Source organism: Dinoroseobacter sp. PD6 (genome assembly GCF_028807315.1).
GTDB classification, from domain to species: Bacteria; Pseudomonadota; Alphaproteobacteria; order Rhodobacterales; family Rhodobacteraceae; genus Dinoroseobacter; species Dinoroseobacter shibae.
The window spans coordinates 36,604-53,745 of record NZ_JARAMN010000013.1 but is presented as its reverse complement, the minus strand read 5'-3'; the positions used below and the strand labels follow the sequence as shown (position 1 = coordinate 53,745).

Genomic DNA, 17,142 nt, shown 5'->3' with positions numbered 1-17,142 from the left:
CCTTGGAAGCTAAGAAGGTATCGGTTGCCTGTCGACCTGATTCTCTCACCGCTGCCGAGGAACGGGCGAAAGGCAGACAGAAGCTTCGGAAGGGAGATTGATGGCCATGAGTGGGCATGTGATCAGGATCGAACGAGTTTCTCCACGTGAAGGCGTTGTGGAAGAACCAGACTTCACGTCGAAAGGTTACCGACTTGGCGACCCTGCACATGGCAATGCCAAGCATCACGCCGAACACACCGTCTATGTGAAGACCCTCGATGAAGCTGCAGAGCTGATCGAGAAAGGCTTCTCTCTGTGGATGACGGCGAAGGGGAAGCGAGCTTCGCTGATTTCACCGCAGAGCCTGCGAATCGTCCGTGGCGGAAATACCAAGAAGGCTTGAAGCGTGGCTGTTCGTACCCCTTCCAAGCACCGGACCTTCGCAAGGGCCGACAGTTATTGACACCCACAGGGGTGATTTATGAAGCTGCAATCAGGAGACGTTTTCCGCGGTTCGGGTTGCGCTCATTGACGATTGAAGGAGCCCATGCGGGAAATCGGCGGCAACATCCTCTTCTCGGCGAGCGACCTGATGCGGTTCATGGGCTGCGCCCATGCCACGACGCTCGATCTAATGCGCCTGCGCGGCGAAGGGCCGGAGCCGGGCGCGGACAGCGAGGATGCTGCGCTTCTGCAGAAGCAGGGCGACGCGCATGAGGCCGCGCATCTGGAGCGTTTGAAGGTTTCCGGCAGGTCCGTGGTCGAGATCCCGCGTGGCGATCTGGCGCGCGATGCGGAGGCCACGCGCGTGGCGCTGACCGAAGGTTCGGAAGTGGTCTTTCAAGGGGCGTTCCTGTCGGGCAACTGGGGCGGCTGGTCTGACTTTCTGGAGCGCGTGGAGCGCCCCTCTGCGCTCGGGTCCTTCAGTTACGAGGTCGCCGACACAAAGCTGAAGCGCCGGCCTCATCCGAAACACGTCCTTCAGCTCGTGCTCTATTCCGACCTTCTCGCCGAGGTTCAGGGCGCGGCGCCCGAGCTCGCTCATGTCGAACTAGGCTCCGGCGAACGTGCGACGCTGCGGCTCGCCGACTATGCCCATTATGCACGCGGCGCGCGGGCGCGGTTCGAGGCCTTCGTGGCTGACCCTTCGCCCACGCGCCCCGTCCCCTGCGCTGACTGCGCGCTGTGCCGCTGGGCCGACCACTGCGCCAGCGTCTGGGTTGCCGAGGACAGCCTCTTCAACGTGGCGGGCATCAGCCGCGGACAGGTGAAGAAGCTCGAGGCCGCGGGAATCACGACGATGGAGGCGCTGGCCCGCCTCGATCATCCGATCCGCGGCATGGCGGAGACCACGCGCGCGAAGCTCGTCGCCCAAGCCCGGCTTCAGCATGCCCGCAAGACGGGAGAGCCGGCTTACGAACTGCGCGCACCCGAGCCGGGCAAGGGTTTCGACCTGCTGCCCGAGCCGACGCCTGGCGACATCTTCTACGACATCGAGGGCGATCCGCATTACGAGGGCGGCCTCGAATACCTGCACGGCGTGTGGTGCGACGGAGACTTCCACGCGTTCTGGGCACATGATCACGAGGCCGAGGCGCAGGCCCTGTCGGAGCTACTTGCGTTCTTTCGAGCGCGGCTCGATGCGCATCCGGGTGCGCGGATCTACCATTACGCACCCTACGAGATCACCGCGCTGCGTCGGCTGACCACGAAATACGGGATCGGCGAGGCGTTTCTTGACCGCCTCCTGCGCGAGCGTCGCTTCGTCGATCTCTACGCCGTCGTGCGCGGCGGACTGATCTGCTCGGAGGCGAACTATTCCATCAAGTCGATGGAAGCCTTCTATGATCGAAAGCGCGAAGGCGAGGTGACGACGGCGGGCGGCTCGGTTGTCGCCTACGAACGCTGGCGCGAGAAGGGCGAACAGCAGATTCTTGACGAGATCGAGGACTACAACCGCATCGACTGCATCTCCACCGAGGAACTTCGAGATTGGCTGGTCCAGGTCCGGCCCGAATGCCCCTGGCCGCGTCTAGGCGAGGACGCGGGCGACAAGGAAGAGGCGGAAGAGGCCGACGCCGAACAGCTGCATGCGATTCTCGCCGAATCCGGTCTGCCCGAGGAACGACAGCAGATGCTCTTCAATCTCGGCCTCTTTCACAAGCGCGAGGCGAAACCGGCGCAATGGGCCGTCTTCGACAGCGCCGGGAAGGACGAGGACGAGTTGATCGACGACCTCGACGCGCTCGCCGGGCTCGAGGCCGTTGGCCCGGCGGAACCGGTGAAGCGATCCATGGCGCGCACGTATCGTTTCCCGCCCCAGGAAACGAAGCTGAGGGGCGGCAAGAAGGCGACCGTTCCAGTCGCTGACGGACCGCCAACCACCATGGAGATCACCGCGCTCGACCGGAGCGCTCGGGAAATCACCCTCAAGGCGGGGCCGAAGAAAGCCGATCTGCTGACCGATCGGCTGACGCTCCACCCGGATTGGCCGATTAACACCGGCGTCATCGCCGCGGCTCTGCGCGATGTCATCACGGATCAATGTGGACTGCGTCGGTTTACCGCCATCGACGACCTGCTGTCCCGCTCAACTCCGCGCCTCACGACCGGCCGGAAGCCCGACCTGCTGGATGGCGCCGATCCGGTCGCCGGGACGATTGCGGCCGTTGGCGCGATGGACGGCACCGTGCTGCCGATCCAGGGGCCGCCGGGTACGGGCAAGACCTACGTCACAGCGCGGGCGATCCTGTCGCTGGTTCGGGAAGGGCACCGCGTCGGCGTGGCCTCGAACAGCCACGAGGCCATTCGCAACGTGCTGATGGGCTGTCTTCTTGCGCTGGAGGACGACGATCCGGGCATCACGCTGGAGAACGCCGAGCTCGCTCACAAGGTGAGCGGTGAAGACGACGGCTATCCCGAGGGATTCACCGGCATCACCCGTGCCACGTCTAACGACGATCCCGCGCTGACAGGGGCCCATGTCGTCGGCGGCACAGCCTTCTTCTTCTCGCGTCCGGAGTTCGAGCAGTCGCTGGACTGGCTGTTTATCGACGAGGCGGGACAGGTCGGTCTCGCCAACATGGTCGCCATGGGGCGTGCCGCGCGCAACATCGTGCTCGTCGGCGACCCGCGTCAGCTACTGCAGGTGATCCAGGGCGCGCATCCCGAGCCTGCCAACCTTTCCTGCCTCGACTGGATGTTGGGCGATCACGCGACGATCCCACCGGATCGGGGCATCTTCCTTCCCATCTCTCGGCGCATGCACCCCGAGGTCTGCCGCTTCATTTCGGAACAGGTCTACGAGGGGCGGCTGACCAGCCACGCGGACACCGCGCGACAGGGGGTTAGTGGCACTCGGTTTCCCGAGGCGGGGGCTTTCTGGGTCCCGGTCGCGCATGAGGGCAATGCTCAGATCTCGACCGAGGAGGTCTCCGCGATCCAAGCCGCGGCGGCCGATCTCCTGCAAGGCGAGTGGACGGAGAAGGACGGAACGCGCCGCCCGATGCGCGAGACCGACATCATCGTTGTCGCGCCGTACAACGCGCAGGTGAATGCACTTCGCGACGCGCTGCCGCTCGGCATCCGCGTGGGCACGGTCGACAAGTTCCAGGGACAGGAGGCGCCGGTCTGCCTGGTCTCGATGACTGCCTCATCGGCCGAGGAAACGCCGCGTGGTATGGACTTCCTGTTCTCCCTCAACCGGATCAACGTGGCTGTATCGCGCGCCAAGGGGCTGGCGCTGGTCTTCGGCGCGCCGCGCCTGCGCGAGGCCAAATGCGAGACGGTCGAGCAGATGCGGCTGGTGAACACGCTCTGTGCTCTGCCTGTATTCCAGAACGAAAGAGGAAATGCATGAGTGAGAACGATTGGTTTGAAATGCGTCCGCAGAAGGCTCAAGCCTATGGCTGCCCCGAAACCGGTGGCCTCCTTGTCCGCAAGGGCTCGACGGCGATGCGGGAGGGGTCTCCTCGTGTGAAACGGGATCGTGAGGAGCGGGACCGTCTGGTTCGGCAGGGTGTCCTAGTCCCGCACACCGACCCGGACCTGTATCGTTTCTCGCGCGATCATCTCTTCGGCAGCTCCAGTGTGGCCGGGCGCATCGCCAAGGATGGAAATTCCAGCGGCCCACAAAGCTAGCGCAAGCCCAGTGACGTAAAGACCATCAAGCAGGTATCCTGATAGTCTCCATTCAAATCGTTCGCCGTGAGAAAAAGGAGGTCAAATAATTGAACTTTGCTTCCGAGTTGGCTTCTCTTACCCCCGCCGAGGCACTACGAACGCAGGCGCGAAATGCTCTTTCGAACGCCCTCGATGCGCATCGAAAGGGCCAGCAGGTTTATGAAAGCCTCAAGAATCTCGGAGAAGTCATCGGAACCGAATACGGCGATCGGGTCCTGTTCGAACTCATACAGAATGCACACGATGCTCACTCGGCCGGTGAAGATGGTGGAATTGCGATCAAGCTCGCTGTGACCTCCGAGACCGAGGGTCGCCTTTATGTGGCTAACCGCGGGCATGGTTTCCGTGATCGCGATGTAAGTGCGATCATCAACCTTGCGACCAGCGGAAAGGAGATCGGTGAGGGGATCGGAAACAAGGGGCTTGGGTTTCGAAGCATCGAGGCGATCACCGAAGATGTGCAAATCTACTCCAGATCACCGAACCAGTCCTCCAAATCATTCGACGGGTTTTGCTTCCGCTTCGCGAGGCGGAATGAGATCCGAGACATCATTCTCTCGGAGTTGCGCGATGAAGCGGTCAGAGAGGATGAAGCGGACCGGATATCCAATGCAATTCCGAGATATCTGGTTCCTCGGCCGCTCGATGATATCCCGTCAGAGATCGCGCGCTATGCCAATTTGGGCTACGCAACCGTAATCGTCGCGCCTCTCCGGTCCTCTTCAGCGGTCAACCTTGTGCGCAAACAAGTCGAAGAGATTGCAAATCTGGAGCATCCGCTTCTCCTTTTCCTTGATCGCATCGCGGAGGTCCGGATCGATGTCGAAATTGAAGGAAAGAGAACTGGTGGCCGGCGCCTGACCAGACGCCAGAAAGTCCTGCGAGAGAGTGGTGGACCGGACAGTCCGGAAATTTCAGAGGTCGAAGTTGGAGAGCACCGCCGGTTCCTCTTGGTGCGACAGGAAGTGGAAAAGGAACGTGTCATTGCAGCCGTAAGGGACAGCATCGATCGTGCCCCCGCTCTGAAGCGGTGGATAGAGTGGAGAGGCCAGCCCTGCGTCTCCGTCGCGGTTGGGCTGTCGACGGCGGCAGTGCTGGATGGGCAGCTTTACAACTTTCTGCCGATGGGGAGCGAAGCCGGCTCGCCACTCCTTGGGCACATCGACGCGCCGTTTTTTGCGGACATCGACCGCCGAAATACCGATTTAGAACTGCCGCTGAACAGCCACTTGATGGACGCCGTCGCTGAGGCATGCGTATCCGGAGCTCTGGCCGTCGTGCGAGAGCAACTGGATATCCCCGGGCGCAGCGTATTCGACTTGATTGCCTGGACCGGAGGCGATGCGCGAAAGCTCGATGCTGCGGTGAAGGCCGCGGGTTTGAAATTGAGCGAGCTTAATGTGATTCCGATCATTCCCACCGAGAGTGGTGAGAAATGGTCGAACCTCGAAAACATTTCGATCTGGCCTGATGCCAAGTTTGCACTGCTGAAACCGCGCGAGATCGTGAAGCACGTCGGCGTACATCTGGCGTCCGGCGATCTGAACAATTCGCGTCTCGAGCGGCTTCGCGAGATGGCCGGACGCTGCTTTGGTCGGTATGGCTGGCGGTATTCCCGTCTCCCTTCGCCCGACGAGATCCCCGAGTGGTCGGCGATCTATGCGAGGACGCTCGTCGACCGGGACGCAAAGCCAGCAACATGGTCGAAGTTCTATAATGATCTGGCCACCCTCTGCGAGGCTTCGGAGGTTGACTTGGACTGTCTGGACGGCGTCGAAGTCCTGATCGACCGGTCAGGGAAGCTGCGCTCGGCGGGTGGACATGATGCGGACGGTCGCCACGGTCTCTACGTTCGCAGCGAAAGCGAGATCGGCAAGCGCAGGAAAGGTGGCATTCCATTGCCGCCGTCGTCCTTAACCAGAGGGTATCGCTTTTTCGATGAGAAGATCGGTCTGTCCGACGAAGTGCTGAAAGCGTTTGCCGACGCAGGGCTCATTCGGAAGTTTGATCCAATCGAAGCGCTGTCCGGTCTCGGCTCCGCGCTTGGTAAGGCACCTAGTGACAAGAGACGCGTGGAAGCGCTCGATTGGGCGTTTCGCGTCTGGGATGCGGCAGGAAAGAGCGCGGAAGCTGCGATAAAGAGTGCCGACCTACACGTGCCCACGCTGGGAGGCTGGATACGAGCCGACAACGCCGTGTTTTCCGGAACGTGGACCGAAGCCGGAAGACGTCTGGAAGCCTATCTCAGCGACGCCTCCGCATATTCGGAGGACTGCGAGCGGGCGAGGAAACATCTTCTAAAGCCGTTGGACGAATGGGAGACGCGGATCGACGCCGGCGCTCGAAAATGGGTGACGTTTCTGGAGGTGATTGAGGTAGCCGATGGCCTGAAACCCATTGCGGCTAAAGTTCGACGGAGAGGGTCGCCTTCGGGATACTGGGACAACCTGCTGCGTCGCGGAGACCTCAAGAACGGCCTAGGCGAGCCTTGGACAAGACACGCGGGTACGACCACCTTTCGTCATCCTAATACGGACGATTATGCGCTGAAGGGCGAGTTCTGGCGGATGCCGGGGCAGAACGAATATGACGAGTTGCCTGAGCATTTGCGCGAAGCGTTCTATGAATTGCTTGTCCAACACCTCTCGTTTTATGGCCGAAAGTTCCTTTCGGCGCGAATTGGACGTTACGATCGTGCACAGCGTGAGTGGGACGAACGTCGCGTTGTCACACCGTTGGGCGCGTTCCTGCGATCCGAGGCGTGGCTGCAGGGCGACCTGCGCGGTGAACGCATATTCCTTTCACCAAACCAGTGCTGGGCATCAAGGACCAAAAGACCAGGAGTTCCGGCATTTATTCCACGTCTTTCCGACGACGCTAGAGTGCTTGTCGAGAGAGAGGAGATCGCCAAGATCTCATTTGGCGATGCGCTTGGACTTCTGGATTGGGCCAAACCTGAGACGGCACCGCTGCGCCTCGCTGCTCTAGCGAACTCTGCCAGAAACCTTCAGTCGGGTGATGTGGCGACCTTTCGACGCCAATACGGCCGGGCTTGGGGGGAACTGGCCGAGAGCGGTGCAACGTTGCCATCTGACCTTCCGCTGGCGGTTTATCGTTCCGGAAACCTAGCGTCCATCGAGGGCGACAAGGCTGAGCCGATCGAGGTGATCCTTGTCGACAACGCACAAAGCTTTGAGGCGCGGGCGCTTTCCGCTGCCGGCATTGCCATACTGGAAGTGGGGGACGCCGACCTCGATATCATCGTTGAGAGCCTCAAACACATCAACGGCTATTCGCCCAGCAAGCTGGACCGAGCCTCCGTCCGGTTGCTTGTGGATGGTTCGGTGTTTGTTCCCAGGAACAATGACGACCATCTGGTATCACAGGGCCTAGACTGGCTTCCAGAACTCGCGGTGATCGCCAACGAGGTTGCGGGCGAGAACCTTGAGCGAGGGATTCAGCATGCCACTCTCGACAAGGGGATCCGAGCGATAAGGCTTCGGAGGTGCAGTTCAATTTCACTGCAGGTGGCTGACCAGGAGGTGACCGGCGGAGGCCGCATGGACTGGTACGCCTTCCGAGACGATGCCAGTCCGACGCTTATCCTGACGCACGGCGTACCTCTCGATTGGCCACGCTTGGCGATGGGTCTTGCTTCCGAGATATCCAAGCTTACCGACACGCGACTTCGCTCCCTAGAGTTGGTGCTTCTCCGCTTGGCGATCGGACGCCCCGAAGGCACTCTCGAACGCCCCTCGGATGCCGAACTCGCCACTGCACTTGGCTGTGATATCGGAATTGTCGAAGATATGCGCGCGGGAATGCGGACCGATCTGGCGCACATCCTTTATCTTATGGTCCCGGTTGTCGCATACTTCGAAGGTGCCGAACTGGCGCGGGCCCTTGGCGCAGCCGCGGAGGACATGGGGGCGGAATTCAGCCTGCGGGGTTGGCTAGAGACGCATCTTTCGGAAAACTCCCCGCCCGCCGGCGACCTGCTCGCCGCCTGTGAGGAAAGCCCCGACCGTCGTTCGGTTTTGACGACGCTGGGGCTTGACTACGGAAAGTTCAACCGGGTTCTTCAGTCTCTCGGTGAAGAAGCTCTATCTAGCGAAGCAGAATTGCGGGCCACCTTCGAAGCGTACCTGCGCGAATTGGTGCCAGGGCTCCGAGACCGGCTGAGATGCCTGCATCTTGAGGATTACCGGCAAGGACGCGATCTTTCCACCTACCTTTCAAGGCGCGAGCTTCAATTCATCCAGTTCGATCCGAGTTGGGTCCTAGATTGCGAAACGCTAGACCGTCAGACGGTTGTTACGCATGTGGAGCGGTCCTTCGCTGATGCGCTGGGAGAAATCCCGGAAGCGGATCTTCCGGCCTTCGAGAAGATGATTAGCGAGAACCGAAAAGTGGTCCACGCCTTTGCGAGCGAGGCCAAGCCCATATTAGGGGCGTGGACCCGAAAGAACCATCTCGATCTACCAGAGATCTGGGAACAAGGTGAGGCACAAGAGGTCGTGCGCCTGGTGGAGAATGCAGGCTTCCTTGACTTCGAGGTGATCAAACAGGACCAAGTGGCGAGTCTCTGCGAGCGGGCGGGCATATGGCCCGCGGAAATGCCTGCACGGATTGACCCGGAAGGTCTCGGGCTTGACGAAGGCGCTGTGCGCGAAGAGCAGGAGCGGAAGGCCAGAGAGCAGCAAGAACGTGATCGTCGGAAGCGCATTATCCAATTCGCTGGACAGGATCTTGATCCAGGGGACCCGTCGTTCGCTGTAGCCATGCAAAACATTGCCGAGGCCGCAATCGAGTCTGACGATAGCTGGTTCGAAAGGAGTCGTCAGCGAACTAGGCTGGTGCCGTTCGATGAGACGTCGAGATCGGACCCCGGTGGTGGCAACGGCGGTGGAGGCAAGCGGGTGCAGCGGGCCGCACGCCTGACCGAAACGCAGAAGGTCGCAATGGGCGTCGCGAGTGAATGGTTGGCCTATCAGTACCTCAAGCGACGCTTTCCCGAAGCTGTCGGCGAGAGTTCGTGGATATCGGAGAATAGAACGAAGTTCTTTGGTGGTAGCGAAGGTGACGATTCAGCTGGCTACGACTTTCTTGTGCAGACACCAACGGTCGACTGGATGTTTGAAGTCAAGTCTACCCTTGAGGATGGATGCGAATTCGAACTGACCTCGAACGAACTTCGCGTCGCCAGCTCTGCCTCGCGCACCGGTCGCAGACGGTATCGCATTCTCTATGTTCCGCATGTCTTTTCGCCTGAGAAGTGGTGTGTTTTTGAACTTCCCAACCCAATGGACAAAGAAACACAGGCGCAGTTTTCCGTCGTTGGACGCGGCTCGCTCAGGCTGCGCTTTGAGCGCCGGTAGACCCGATAGACCTGGAGAACGTTCGACCTCAGTCCCGTCCCCTCAAGCAGTTGCCCGTCAGAAAATGAAAATGGAGGGATGTCGGCTTGCTCTGGAGGAACACGCCCTGTCAGGCGTATGCACTTCACGAGCGTCTCTATACTGTGACAAAGATCGGTATTGGATGCGCCTGCGGTCTCCCGCAGGCGCCATTGCTCACTCACTGCGAACGATCTCGCTGTAGGCGCCGCGCAGCTGCAGCGTGACGGTCACGTGGGAATCGTCGCGGTTGCGCCAGAACCAGCCGTGTTCGCCGGGGAACGGCGCCTCGATGCTGCCCTGGCCCTCGGTCGCGCCGCGGCCGCGGTCGTAGTCCACCGACTGGCCGTCGCCGTGGGCGTGCAGGTCGAAGTTGATCCGGCCGCCTTCCGCAACCCACGCGTACTCCGCGACATCGCCCGCTTCCATGACGAGTTTGATCTCGGTTGCCGCGTCCGGCGCCAGCGTGAAGGTCTCCGTGTCGGTCCAGGCTTCCTGCGCGTGTGCCGCGCCGACGAAGAGGCCGAAGATGTCGTCCACGAGGCGCGAGGACTGCTCGCCGCCGCCGTGGATCAGTTCGTCCTCGGCGGCCTCGCGGGCGAGCTGCTGCTTGATCTCGCCCATTTCCGTGAGGCCGAGGACATTGCCCGCCCCGGTCGGGTCGATCCCGTATTCGGCCGGCAGGTAGACGCCGACCCCGATGAAGGCCGCGCCGATCACGGCGGCGATGGTCGAGCGCCGCAGTTGCCTCGGTGTCGGCAGGATCGCCGGATCGGGCTTCTCCGCGGTCAATTGCATCGTGTCACGCATTCTATCGATGAGTTGCATATCCGTTTCTCCTTATGCGGCCGTGAGGAAGCCGTTGATCTGGTAGACGGTGAGCCAGATGCCGAGGCCCACCATGATGACGTTGGCGACGACGGCCTGGCTCATGAACCGCTCGGACCGGCGCCAGTAGCCCATCACGACGAGGATCGCGAAGAGCGCGAGGATCTGGCCGACCTCGACCCCGACGTTGAAGGCCAGCAGGTTCCACAAGAGGCCGTCCTCGGAGATGTCGTATTCGATGATCTTCGAGGCGAGGCCGGTGCCGTGGAAGAGGCCGAAGATCAGCGTCGCGGCCTTGGTGTTGGGCTGGAACCCGAACCATTTCTGGTAGGCGCCGAGGTTGTCGAGCGCCTTGTAGACGACCGAAAGGCCGATGATGGCGTCGATGATGTAGGAATTGATGCCCCATCCCCACCAGACGCCGGCCAGCATCGTCACCGAGTGGCCCACGGCGAAGATGCTGACATAGATGGCGACATCCTTCATCCGGTAGAGGAAGAAGACGACGCCCAGAAGGAACAGGATGTGGTCGTACCCCGTCACCATGTGCTTGGCGCCGAGATAGATGAAGGAGATGATGTGCACCCCCCAGATTTCCTGAATGTAGCCCGCATCACCGGGGGTGACGTCATGGGCGAGCACCTGCGCCACGCTGGAGGCGTAGAGCGCAAGGGCTGTCAGAAGGATGGCCGTGACGCGTCGCGACGCGAGCGCGTGCAGGCCCGTTGAGTTGGAACTCATGAATAGGTCTCCGTACGTGCGATTGATGATCGGTGAAGCCGCGCGCGGGCGCGGCGCCGATCAGGCACGCGGAGGTCGTTCGATCCTGAATGTGTGGTGCCCGCCGCCGGGCGAGGCCTTCAGCCGCCACGCATCCCGGTAGGCGGAGGTCGGATGGCTTCGGTCCCCAAGGTCCAAGAACGCCTGGTTGTGGTCGTGGTCGGCCACGTCATGGCTGTGACCGTGCATCGCCCAGTAGAGGTCTTCCTCGAACCCGTGGGAATGCCCATGATCCGCGATCATCTCCAGATGATCCTGGATCGTCTCGAACACGGCCGGGGCATGGGTCGCTGCGGGCATGACGGACCAGACGATCAGCGACAGGCAGAGAAGCGCTGCAAACGCCTGTCTTCCGAATGTCGCCAAAGGTCTCATCGGTTTTGCCTGTCTGCCCGCTCGTTTGCGTGACCCCTTTAAGAGGCCATCTTGTTCTATCCCCCCAGGGGGGATAGCGTCTTTCTATGACAAAGCCCCATGTCCACGCAACCCATCCCGCCCTGATCGCCCGGCTGAAACGTGCCGACGGTCATCTGCGGGCCGTGATCGGCATGATCGAGGACGGCAAGCCCTGCCTCGATGTCGCCCAGCAGCTGCAGGCGGTCGAGAAGGCCGTCGCAAACGCCAAGCGGGCCCTGATCCACGATCACATGGACCATTGCCTGGACGAAGACCATTCCCCCGCGGACCGCGATGAGCTGAAGGCCATCGCCCGCTACCTCTGAACGCCTAATGCTGGAAATCCTCGCCGACCGCACATACCGCCACCTGTTCCTCGCGCAGGTTGTGGCCCTGCTGGGCACCGGGCTCGCGACGGTCGCGCTCGGGCTGCTGGCCTACGATCTCGCGGGCGACGGGGCGGCGATGGTGCTAGGCACGGTCTTCACGATCAAGATGGTGGCCTATGTCGGCATCGCTCCCATCGCGGGGGCCTTCGCGGACCGAGTGAACCGCCGCGCGCTCCTGGTCGGGCTCGATTTGGTGCGGGCGGGCGCCGCGCTCTGCCTGCCGTTCGTCACCGAGGTCTGGCAGGTCTATGTCCTGATCTTCCTGCTGCAATCGGCCTCGGCGGCCTTCACGCCGACCTTCCAGGCGACGATACCGGACGTGCTGCCGGAGGAGGCGCGCTACACCCGTGCGCTGTCTCTCTCGCGGCTGGCCTATGACCTCGAGAACATCGTCAGCCCGACGCTGGCCGCGTTGCTGCTGGCGGTGATGAGCTACAACTCCCTCTTCCTCGGCACGGTGGCGGGGTTCGCGGCCTCGGCGCTTTTGATCATCTCGGTCCTGCTGCCGAGCCCGAAGCCATCCGAACCGCGCGGCATCTACGACCGCTCGACCCGGGGTGTCCGCATCTACCTCGCGACGCCGCGCTTGCGGGGGCTGCTGGCGCTGAACCTCGCCGCGGCGGCCGCGGGCGCCATGGTGCTGGTCAACTCGGTGGTGCTGGTGCGCGGCACCCTCGGCCTGTCGGAAAGCGCACTGGCCTGGACGATGTTCGCCTTCGGCGCCGGCTCGATGCTGGCAGCGCTTGTCTTGCCGCGCCTGCTCGACCGCGTGCCCGACAGGCCGGTGATGGTCGCGGGGGCCGCGCTGATGGTCCTGTCCCTGTTGGTCTTGGCGGCAGAAGTCGCCGCGCTCGGTCTCGACTGGCCCTTCCTGCTCGGCGCCTGGCTGCTGGTCGGACTTGGCTACTCGGCTGTCCTCACCCCCTCCGGCCGTCTCCTGCGTCGCTCATCCCATTCGGAAGACCGCCCCGCACTCTTCGCCGCCCAGTTCGCACTGAGCCACGCCTGCTGGCTCGTGACCTATCCGCTGTCGGGTTGGCTGATGACGCAGTTCGGGCCGGTCGCTGCACTCGGGTGCCTCGCCGCGCTTGCGGGTGCCGGTGTGCTCTCCGCGCTGCGCCTCTGGCCGAAAGAGGATCCCGAGATCGTCGAGCACACCCACGACAACCTGCCGCTCGACCATCCCCACCTCAAGGGCGAGCGCCGCCACGCGCATCCATTCGTCGTGGACGATCAGCACCCCCGCTGGGCGTCGCAGCTCTGATTTCGGTGTCTTCGACCGGTAGCGTTGTTGGCTCGTGTCATGCCCTCAAAAAACTCTGGAGCATTGCCTGGGTTCAGCTTTCCCGTTCTAGCCTAAAGCTCTTTTGCTCTTACCGTATGGAGAAACCGGTTCAGTTCCATTGCGCCTAGAACCTCTAAGGCGTCTCTTGCACCGGGACTTCACCAGTTGCGCTGTTTTCCGACGCTATTCCCGAAGCTACGCCACAAGCCGCGGCACCACGCCCTCCACCAATCGCAGGAATCGTGAGTTGCGAGCCCCCGCAACCAAACCCTTCGAAAAACCAAAAGAACTTCAGAGGCTTAGCGAGTGACGGGAATATTCCCGTCAATCGGTTCAAGCAATATCAATGGCTTAGCCCCGTAGGTGCAAATCACCCCGCAACCAACTGTGTCGGCGTATAGTAGCGTCCGATCGGCGTCGTTGTCGTGATGGATGGAGGCGATGCAGTCCCAGTTTCAGTGTCTTGCGGTGCGTCGTGTACAGCACATGTTCATGGTTCGATCACGTGCTTTCGTGTCCCGCCGCGGTTCTTCGCAAGCCTCCATCGTGACCTATTGCCGACACGTTCATTGTCCTGCGCACGAACAAATCGGCGCTCCTTGGCGCTGACATGTCGCTTATCGGGGCAGTCGGTGGTTTCCGACAAGCCGAGGTAGTTCAGGATTGCAGCTAATACAATAAAGGTCGACGTGGGAAAAAAACCGAAAAGCAGGGAGGAGAGAACCGGACCCCAGGGTCAGCTGATCGAAAGGGCTTTTCCGGCACACCGGCCGTTTCCGCGCGGGCGATAATTGTTTCAGCCCGTTCCGAAATACGCGTGGGCCTGCCTGACTTGACCTGACCAACTCAACCTGATGCTTCCCCAAAGGCTGGCGGCAATCCCGTTGTTCGAGAGGATCGCGCAGGCTTCATGCCGCTCCGGACAGATGTAGAGCGCACAGGTCGAGCCCGCTGTTCCGCCGCTCGCGTGGAGAATACCGGGCGATGTCGGGCTCGGTCTCGACGACATCCAGCCAGAGCATTGCGCCGCCGGCACCATCGCGCCTCGCTTACCAAGACCAAAAATGGGAACGGTTGATCGGCCAACGGCTCGGTCCAGTGCGGTCTCGGGTGCGGCTAGCGCTTGCATCACGCGGTCAGAAAATCGCGCGAGATCGCGCCCAGAAGAGCGAAGGCATCCGGCGGCTGCCAGGGCGTCGAAGGTCCAGGGCGAAACAAGCCGACCGCTTGTGTCCTTTGGCCGTGCGAAGCGGCGCTGCTGGTCTTCGTCTAGGCGATCCGTGGTATCGGCCAGTCCGAGCGGGGCGATGACCTTTTCAGTGAGAAGGGCTATGAACGGCCTCCCAGCTTGCATGGCCATGGCCTCGCCAAGAAGCCCGACACCGAGGTTGGAGTAGGCGTGGCGCGGCGCAGGGTCCGGCTTGGCCTTCCAGGTCCGAAGCCACCGCAACAGGTCGGCGCGTGCGAAACCGGCATAAGGCCCTTGAGGCATCGGCGTGATTGCCGCCCGCCAGATGGGCATGTGAATGTTCGGCAACCCGCTCGTGTGCGAGATCAGGCCCTCGGGCGTCAGCTCTGTCGGCACATCCGCCAGGTCTTCGGACATCTCGGCCAGTGGCGCGCATGGATCGACCGTGCCCTCTTCGATCAAGAGACACAGCAGGACCCCGGTAAAGACCTTGGTGATCGAGCCGATTTCGAAGATCACATCTTCGGGCGGGGCGTCTTCGAAATGAATGCCAGAGTGAAGAAACCCTGCGGCTCCACCGCGCAGATCAAAGGCCACGACGCTGTGGAAGGCGCCCTCATAGGTTCGCATCATCGAACGGAGGCGGCCCGGCTTCTTGTCAGGGTCGGTTTGCAAGCGTCGCACCGTTATCGAGAAAGGCGCGGATCACCGGAAGGGCTGCGCCGGGATTGTCCCAGATCACGTCGTGGCCGGCCTCGGGGACGATCTCGAGCCTCGCATTCGCGAAGAGCGCCGCGTGACGCGATTGGAGCGGCGCGCCTGTCCAGTCGTTGCAGCCACCGGCCAGGAACAGGACAGGGCCCTCGTACCCGGTTCCGCGCGCGATGCGATCGAGGTCGCTGTGCGAGGCGTGACGCCATTCCGCGCTTGCAATGGCCCCGAACCGCCAGCTCGGCGCAGTGTAGCCCTCGCCACAGTGATACGGGTTGTCGGGATGGTTCGCGAAGACCCCGACCATCTGCCCGATCATGAAGTCGTCGTTGGCCTGGGCGTCCGTCCCGGTGACATGGGCGGCGCGAAAACCGTTCAGGATCGCCTGCCAAAGATACCGCGCACCCGACATATACGCCGCCGCGCGGGTCTCCCATCCCGCTTTGCCCTCCGCATCCAGATAACCCGGTTCGATCAGGACTGCGCTTTCAACCCGGTTCGGATGTTCCCCGAGATAGGCCACCGCCAGCATCGCGCCCCAGGAATGGCCGATCAGCACAACAGGCCTGTCTGGGGACGTCAGGGCGATGACCTGGTCCAGTTCCGCCAGATACCAGTACAGCGTAAGCTGTTCCGCCGGCACACGCTCGGACAGACCCGCTCCGCGTTGGTCGTAGAAGACAACGCGGTGGGTGTCGGACAGGTCCGAGAGACCCTGGAGCGAGCGGAAGTCGCCGCCCGCGCCGCCGTGCAGGACCACGATGGTCTGCGCATCGGGCGGGCCGTCCTGGATGCGCAGGTGCAGCCTGACCCCGCCGATCTCCCGTGATGGCAGGGTGCCGTCCCCGGTCACCAGGGCGGCCACGGGATAGTCGCTGCGCGCCGCGACGTAGAGGGTGACGACGAGGGCAACCGCAACGGCGATCCCGCCCAGAAGCCATTTCAGAACCGACATCATGCGCGGCCTCCATGTGCTTCGATGGCTTTCAGAACCTCCAGCATGAAACCGAAGGGGCGTTTCGGCGCATCGGTCTGGTTGAAGGTGCCGACGAGGAAGATGTCCGGCCCCGGCGCGTGATAGGCAAAGGATCCGCTGGCCCCGGAATGGCCGATCAATTCCGGCGAGGGCCGCCAGAGCGTCATCCAGCCGGGCAGCTTGAACCGCATCAATCCGCCGCCGTACTGCAACGGGAAATAGAGACGCCGCCAGTCGCACAGGGCAGGCAGGTTCTCGCGACGGAATAGCTGCCCAGCCATTAAGGCGCGCAGAAAGGTCATCAGATCGTCCGTATCCGCGACGATGCCGCCGTCCGGCCCCATGCTGGACAGGATCAGCGGGACATCGAGCCTCAGCGCCTTGTGATAGACCGGCAACGTCCGGCCGTTGTCGTCACGGGTGGGATCGAAGAGAGCGGTTCGGCTAAGGCCGAGGGGTCCGCAGATCCGTTCTTGCAAGGCGTCGCCAAAGGACAGGCCGGTCGCGGCCTCGATGACCGCGCCGAGCAGCTGGAAATTGGTATCGGAATAATGCGCCTTGCCGATGTCCGGGGCAGCCTGAGGTTTCCCGGACCGCGCCCAGTCGAGAACCTGCGCAAGGCCGTAGGCGTAATCCTTGCTGCGGATCAGGTCGTCCGCCACGCCGCCCTCGTAGTAATCGGCCAGCCCGGAGGTCTGGAACAGGAGCTGGCGGATCGTCAGGTCGGCGCGATGATCGACACCCTTCACGACATGGACGCTTGACAGGTCGACCTCTGGCAGCGCGCCTTGTACCTTTTGGTCGAGGGTCAGACGGCCCTCGTCGACCAGCTGGAGGATCATCGCGGCGGTATAAGTCTTGGAGATGCTGGCGATGGGAAACCGGATGTCCGGGGTCGCGCTCCCGGCGCTGCCGCGGAAGTCGATCCTGCCATCGCTCGACTGGACGCGGAGGAGGGCGCCACGGGCCTGACTCTTTACTAATGTCTTGACGAGAAGGTTTTGCAAGGCCGTGTCGACCGTCGTCAT

General features: G+C 62.2%; 12 protein-coding genes. 6 read left to right on the top strand and 6 right to left on the bottom strand.

Annotated elements, in window-relative coordinates:
• Positions 1–106: 106 nt before the first annotated feature.
• From PVW48_RS18055 to PVW48_RS18040, 4 genes are all read left to right on the top strand, one after another.
• Positions 107–385: a hypothetical protein gene (locus PVW48_RS18055; protein WP_274582345.1), complete on the top strand. Its 279-nt coding sequence runs from the start codon at positions 107–109 to the stop codon at positions 383–385.
• A gap of 144 nt (positions 386–529) precedes the next feature.
• A complete protein-coding gene (locus tag PVW48_RS18050; protein WP_274582344.1) occupies positions 530–3,841 on the top strand; it encodes a TM0106 family RecB-like putative nuclease in 3,312 nt (1,103 codons plus the stop codon).
• Entirely contained in the window at positions 3,838–4,122 is a 285-nt protein-coding gene (locus tag PVW48_RS18045; RefSeq protein WP_274582343.1) for a DUF4357 domain-containing protein, read from the top strand. The genes PVW48_RS18050 and PVW48_RS18045 overlap by 4 nt, the downstream gene beginning before the upstream one ends.
• A gap of 89 nt (positions 4,123–4,211) precedes the next feature.
• Positions 4,212–9,542 carry a sacsin N-terminal ATP-binding-like domain-containing protein gene (locus tag PVW48_RS18040; protein ID WP_274582342.1) on the top strand — a complete coding sequence of 1,777 codons (5,331 nt, stop codon included), beginning with the start codon at positions 4,212–4,214 and terminating at the stop codon, positions 9,540–9,542.
• Positions 9,543–9,737: 195 nt separating this feature from the next.
• On the opposite strand, the gene PVW48_RS18035 is transcribed toward PVW48_RS18040, so the two are convergent.
• The 3 genes from PVW48_RS18035 to PVW48_RS18025 are packed head-to-tail and all read right to left on the bottom strand — an operon-like array spanning position 9,738 to position 11,543.
• Positions 9,738–10,388 carry a transmembrane anchor protein gene (locus PVW48_RS18035; protein WP_274582341.1) on the bottom strand — a complete coding sequence of 217 codons (651 nt, stop codon included), beginning with the start codon at positions 10,386–10,388 and terminating at the stop codon, positions 9,738–9,740.
• Between the two features lie 12 nt (positions 10,389–10,400).
• Positions 10,401–11,129, bottom strand: a complete 729-nt coding sequence (locus tag PVW48_RS18030; RefSeq protein ID WP_274582340.1) for a HupE/UreJ family protein — start codon at positions 11,127–11,129, stop codon at positions 10,401–10,403.
• A 60-nt stretch (positions 11,130–11,189) separates the two neighbouring features.
• The gene (locus tag PVW48_RS18025; protein ID WP_274582339.1) at positions 11,190–11,543 is read right to left on the bottom strand and encodes a hypothetical protein; all 354 of its coding nucleotides are present in this window, start codon (positions 11,541–11,543) and stop codon (positions 11,190–11,192) included.
• A gap of 86 nt (positions 11,544–11,629) precedes the next feature.
• On the opposite strand from PVW48_RS18025, the gene PVW48_RS18020 reads away from it, so the two are divergent.
• Positions 11,630–11,890, top strand: a complete 261-nt coding sequence (locus PVW48_RS18020; RefSeq protein WP_274582338.1) for a metal-sensing transcriptional repressor — start codon at positions 11,630–11,632, stop codon at positions 11,888–11,890.
• Between the two features lie 7 nt (positions 11,891–11,897).
• Positions 11,898–13,217, top strand: a complete 1,320-nt coding sequence (locus PVW48_RS18015) for an MFS transporter (RefSeq protein ID WP_274582337.1) — start codon at positions 11,898–11,900, stop codon at positions 13,215–13,217.
• Positions 13,218–14,034: 817 nt separating this feature from the next.
• Here the strand turns inward: PVW48_RS18015 and PVW48_RS18010 are convergent.
• Genes PVW48_RS18010 through PVW48_RS18000 form a run of 3 tightly spaced genes read right to left on the bottom strand, consistent with a single transcriptional unit; the run spans position 14,035 to position 17,142 of the window.
• Positions 14,035–15,060: a serine hydrolase domain-containing protein gene (locus PVW48_RS18010; RefSeq protein WP_274582336.1), complete on the bottom strand. Its 1,026-nt coding sequence runs from the start codon at positions 15,058–15,060 to the stop codon at positions 14,035–14,037.
• 25 nt (positions 15,061–15,085) lie between these two features.
• Complete coding sequence (locus PVW48_RS18005) at positions 15,086–16,096, bottom strand: alpha/beta fold hydrolase (RefSeq protein WP_274582335.1); 1,011 nt, start codon at positions 16,094–16,096, stop codon at positions 15,086–15,088.
• Positions 16,093–17,142: a serine hydrolase domain-containing protein gene (locus PVW48_RS18000; protein ID WP_274582334.1), complete on the bottom strand. Its 1,050-nt coding sequence runs from the start codon at positions 17,140–17,142 to the stop codon at positions 16,093–16,095. The genes PVW48_RS18005 and PVW48_RS18000 overlap by 4 nt, the downstream gene beginning before the upstream one ends.

Bases quoted from the DNA above. Each gene is read 5' to 3' on its own strand.
- PVW48_RS18055 (WP_274582345.1), top strand. From the start codon at position 107: ATGAGTGGGCATGTGATCAGGATCGAACGAGTTTCTCCACGTGAAGGC.
- PVW48_RS18050 (WP_274582344.1), top strand. From the start codon at position 530: ATGCGGGAAATCGGCGGCAACATCCTCTTCTCGGCGAGCGACCTGATG.
- PVW48_RS18045 (WP_274582343.1), top strand. From the start codon at position 3,838: ATGAGTGAGAACGATTGGTTTGAAATGCGTCCGCAGAAGGCTCAAGCC.
- PVW48_RS18035 (WP_274582341.1), bottom strand. From the start codon at position 10,388: ATGCAACTCATCGATAGAATGCGTGACACGATGCAATTGACCGCGGAG.
- PVW48_RS18030 (WP_274582340.1), bottom strand. From the start codon at position 11,129: ATGAGTTCCAACTCAACGGGCCTGCACGCGCTCGCGTCGCGACGCGTC.
- PVW48_RS18025 (WP_274582339.1), bottom strand. From the start codon at position 11,543: ATGAGACCTTTGGCGACATTCGGAAGACAGGCGTTTGCAGCGCTTCTC.
- PVW48_RS18020 (WP_274582338.1), top strand. From the start codon at position 11,630: ATGACAAAGCCCCATGTCCACGCAACCCATCCCGCCCTGATCGCCCGG.
- PVW48_RS18015 (WP_274582337.1), top strand. From the start codon at position 11,898: ATGCTGGAAATCCTCGCCGACCGCACATACCGCCACCTGTTCCTCGCG.
- PVW48_RS18010 (WP_274582336.1), bottom strand. From the start codon at position 15,060: ATGATGCGAACCTATGAGGGCGCCTTCCACAGCGTCGTGGCCTTTGAT.
- PVW48_RS18005 (WP_274582335.1), bottom strand. From the start codon at position 16,096: ATGATGTCGGTTCTGAAATGGCTTCTGGGCGGGATCGCCGTTGCGGTT.
- PVW48_RS18000 (WP_274582334.1), bottom strand. From the start codon at position 17,142: ATGACGACGGTCGACACGGCCTTGCAAAACCTTCTCGTCAAGACATTA.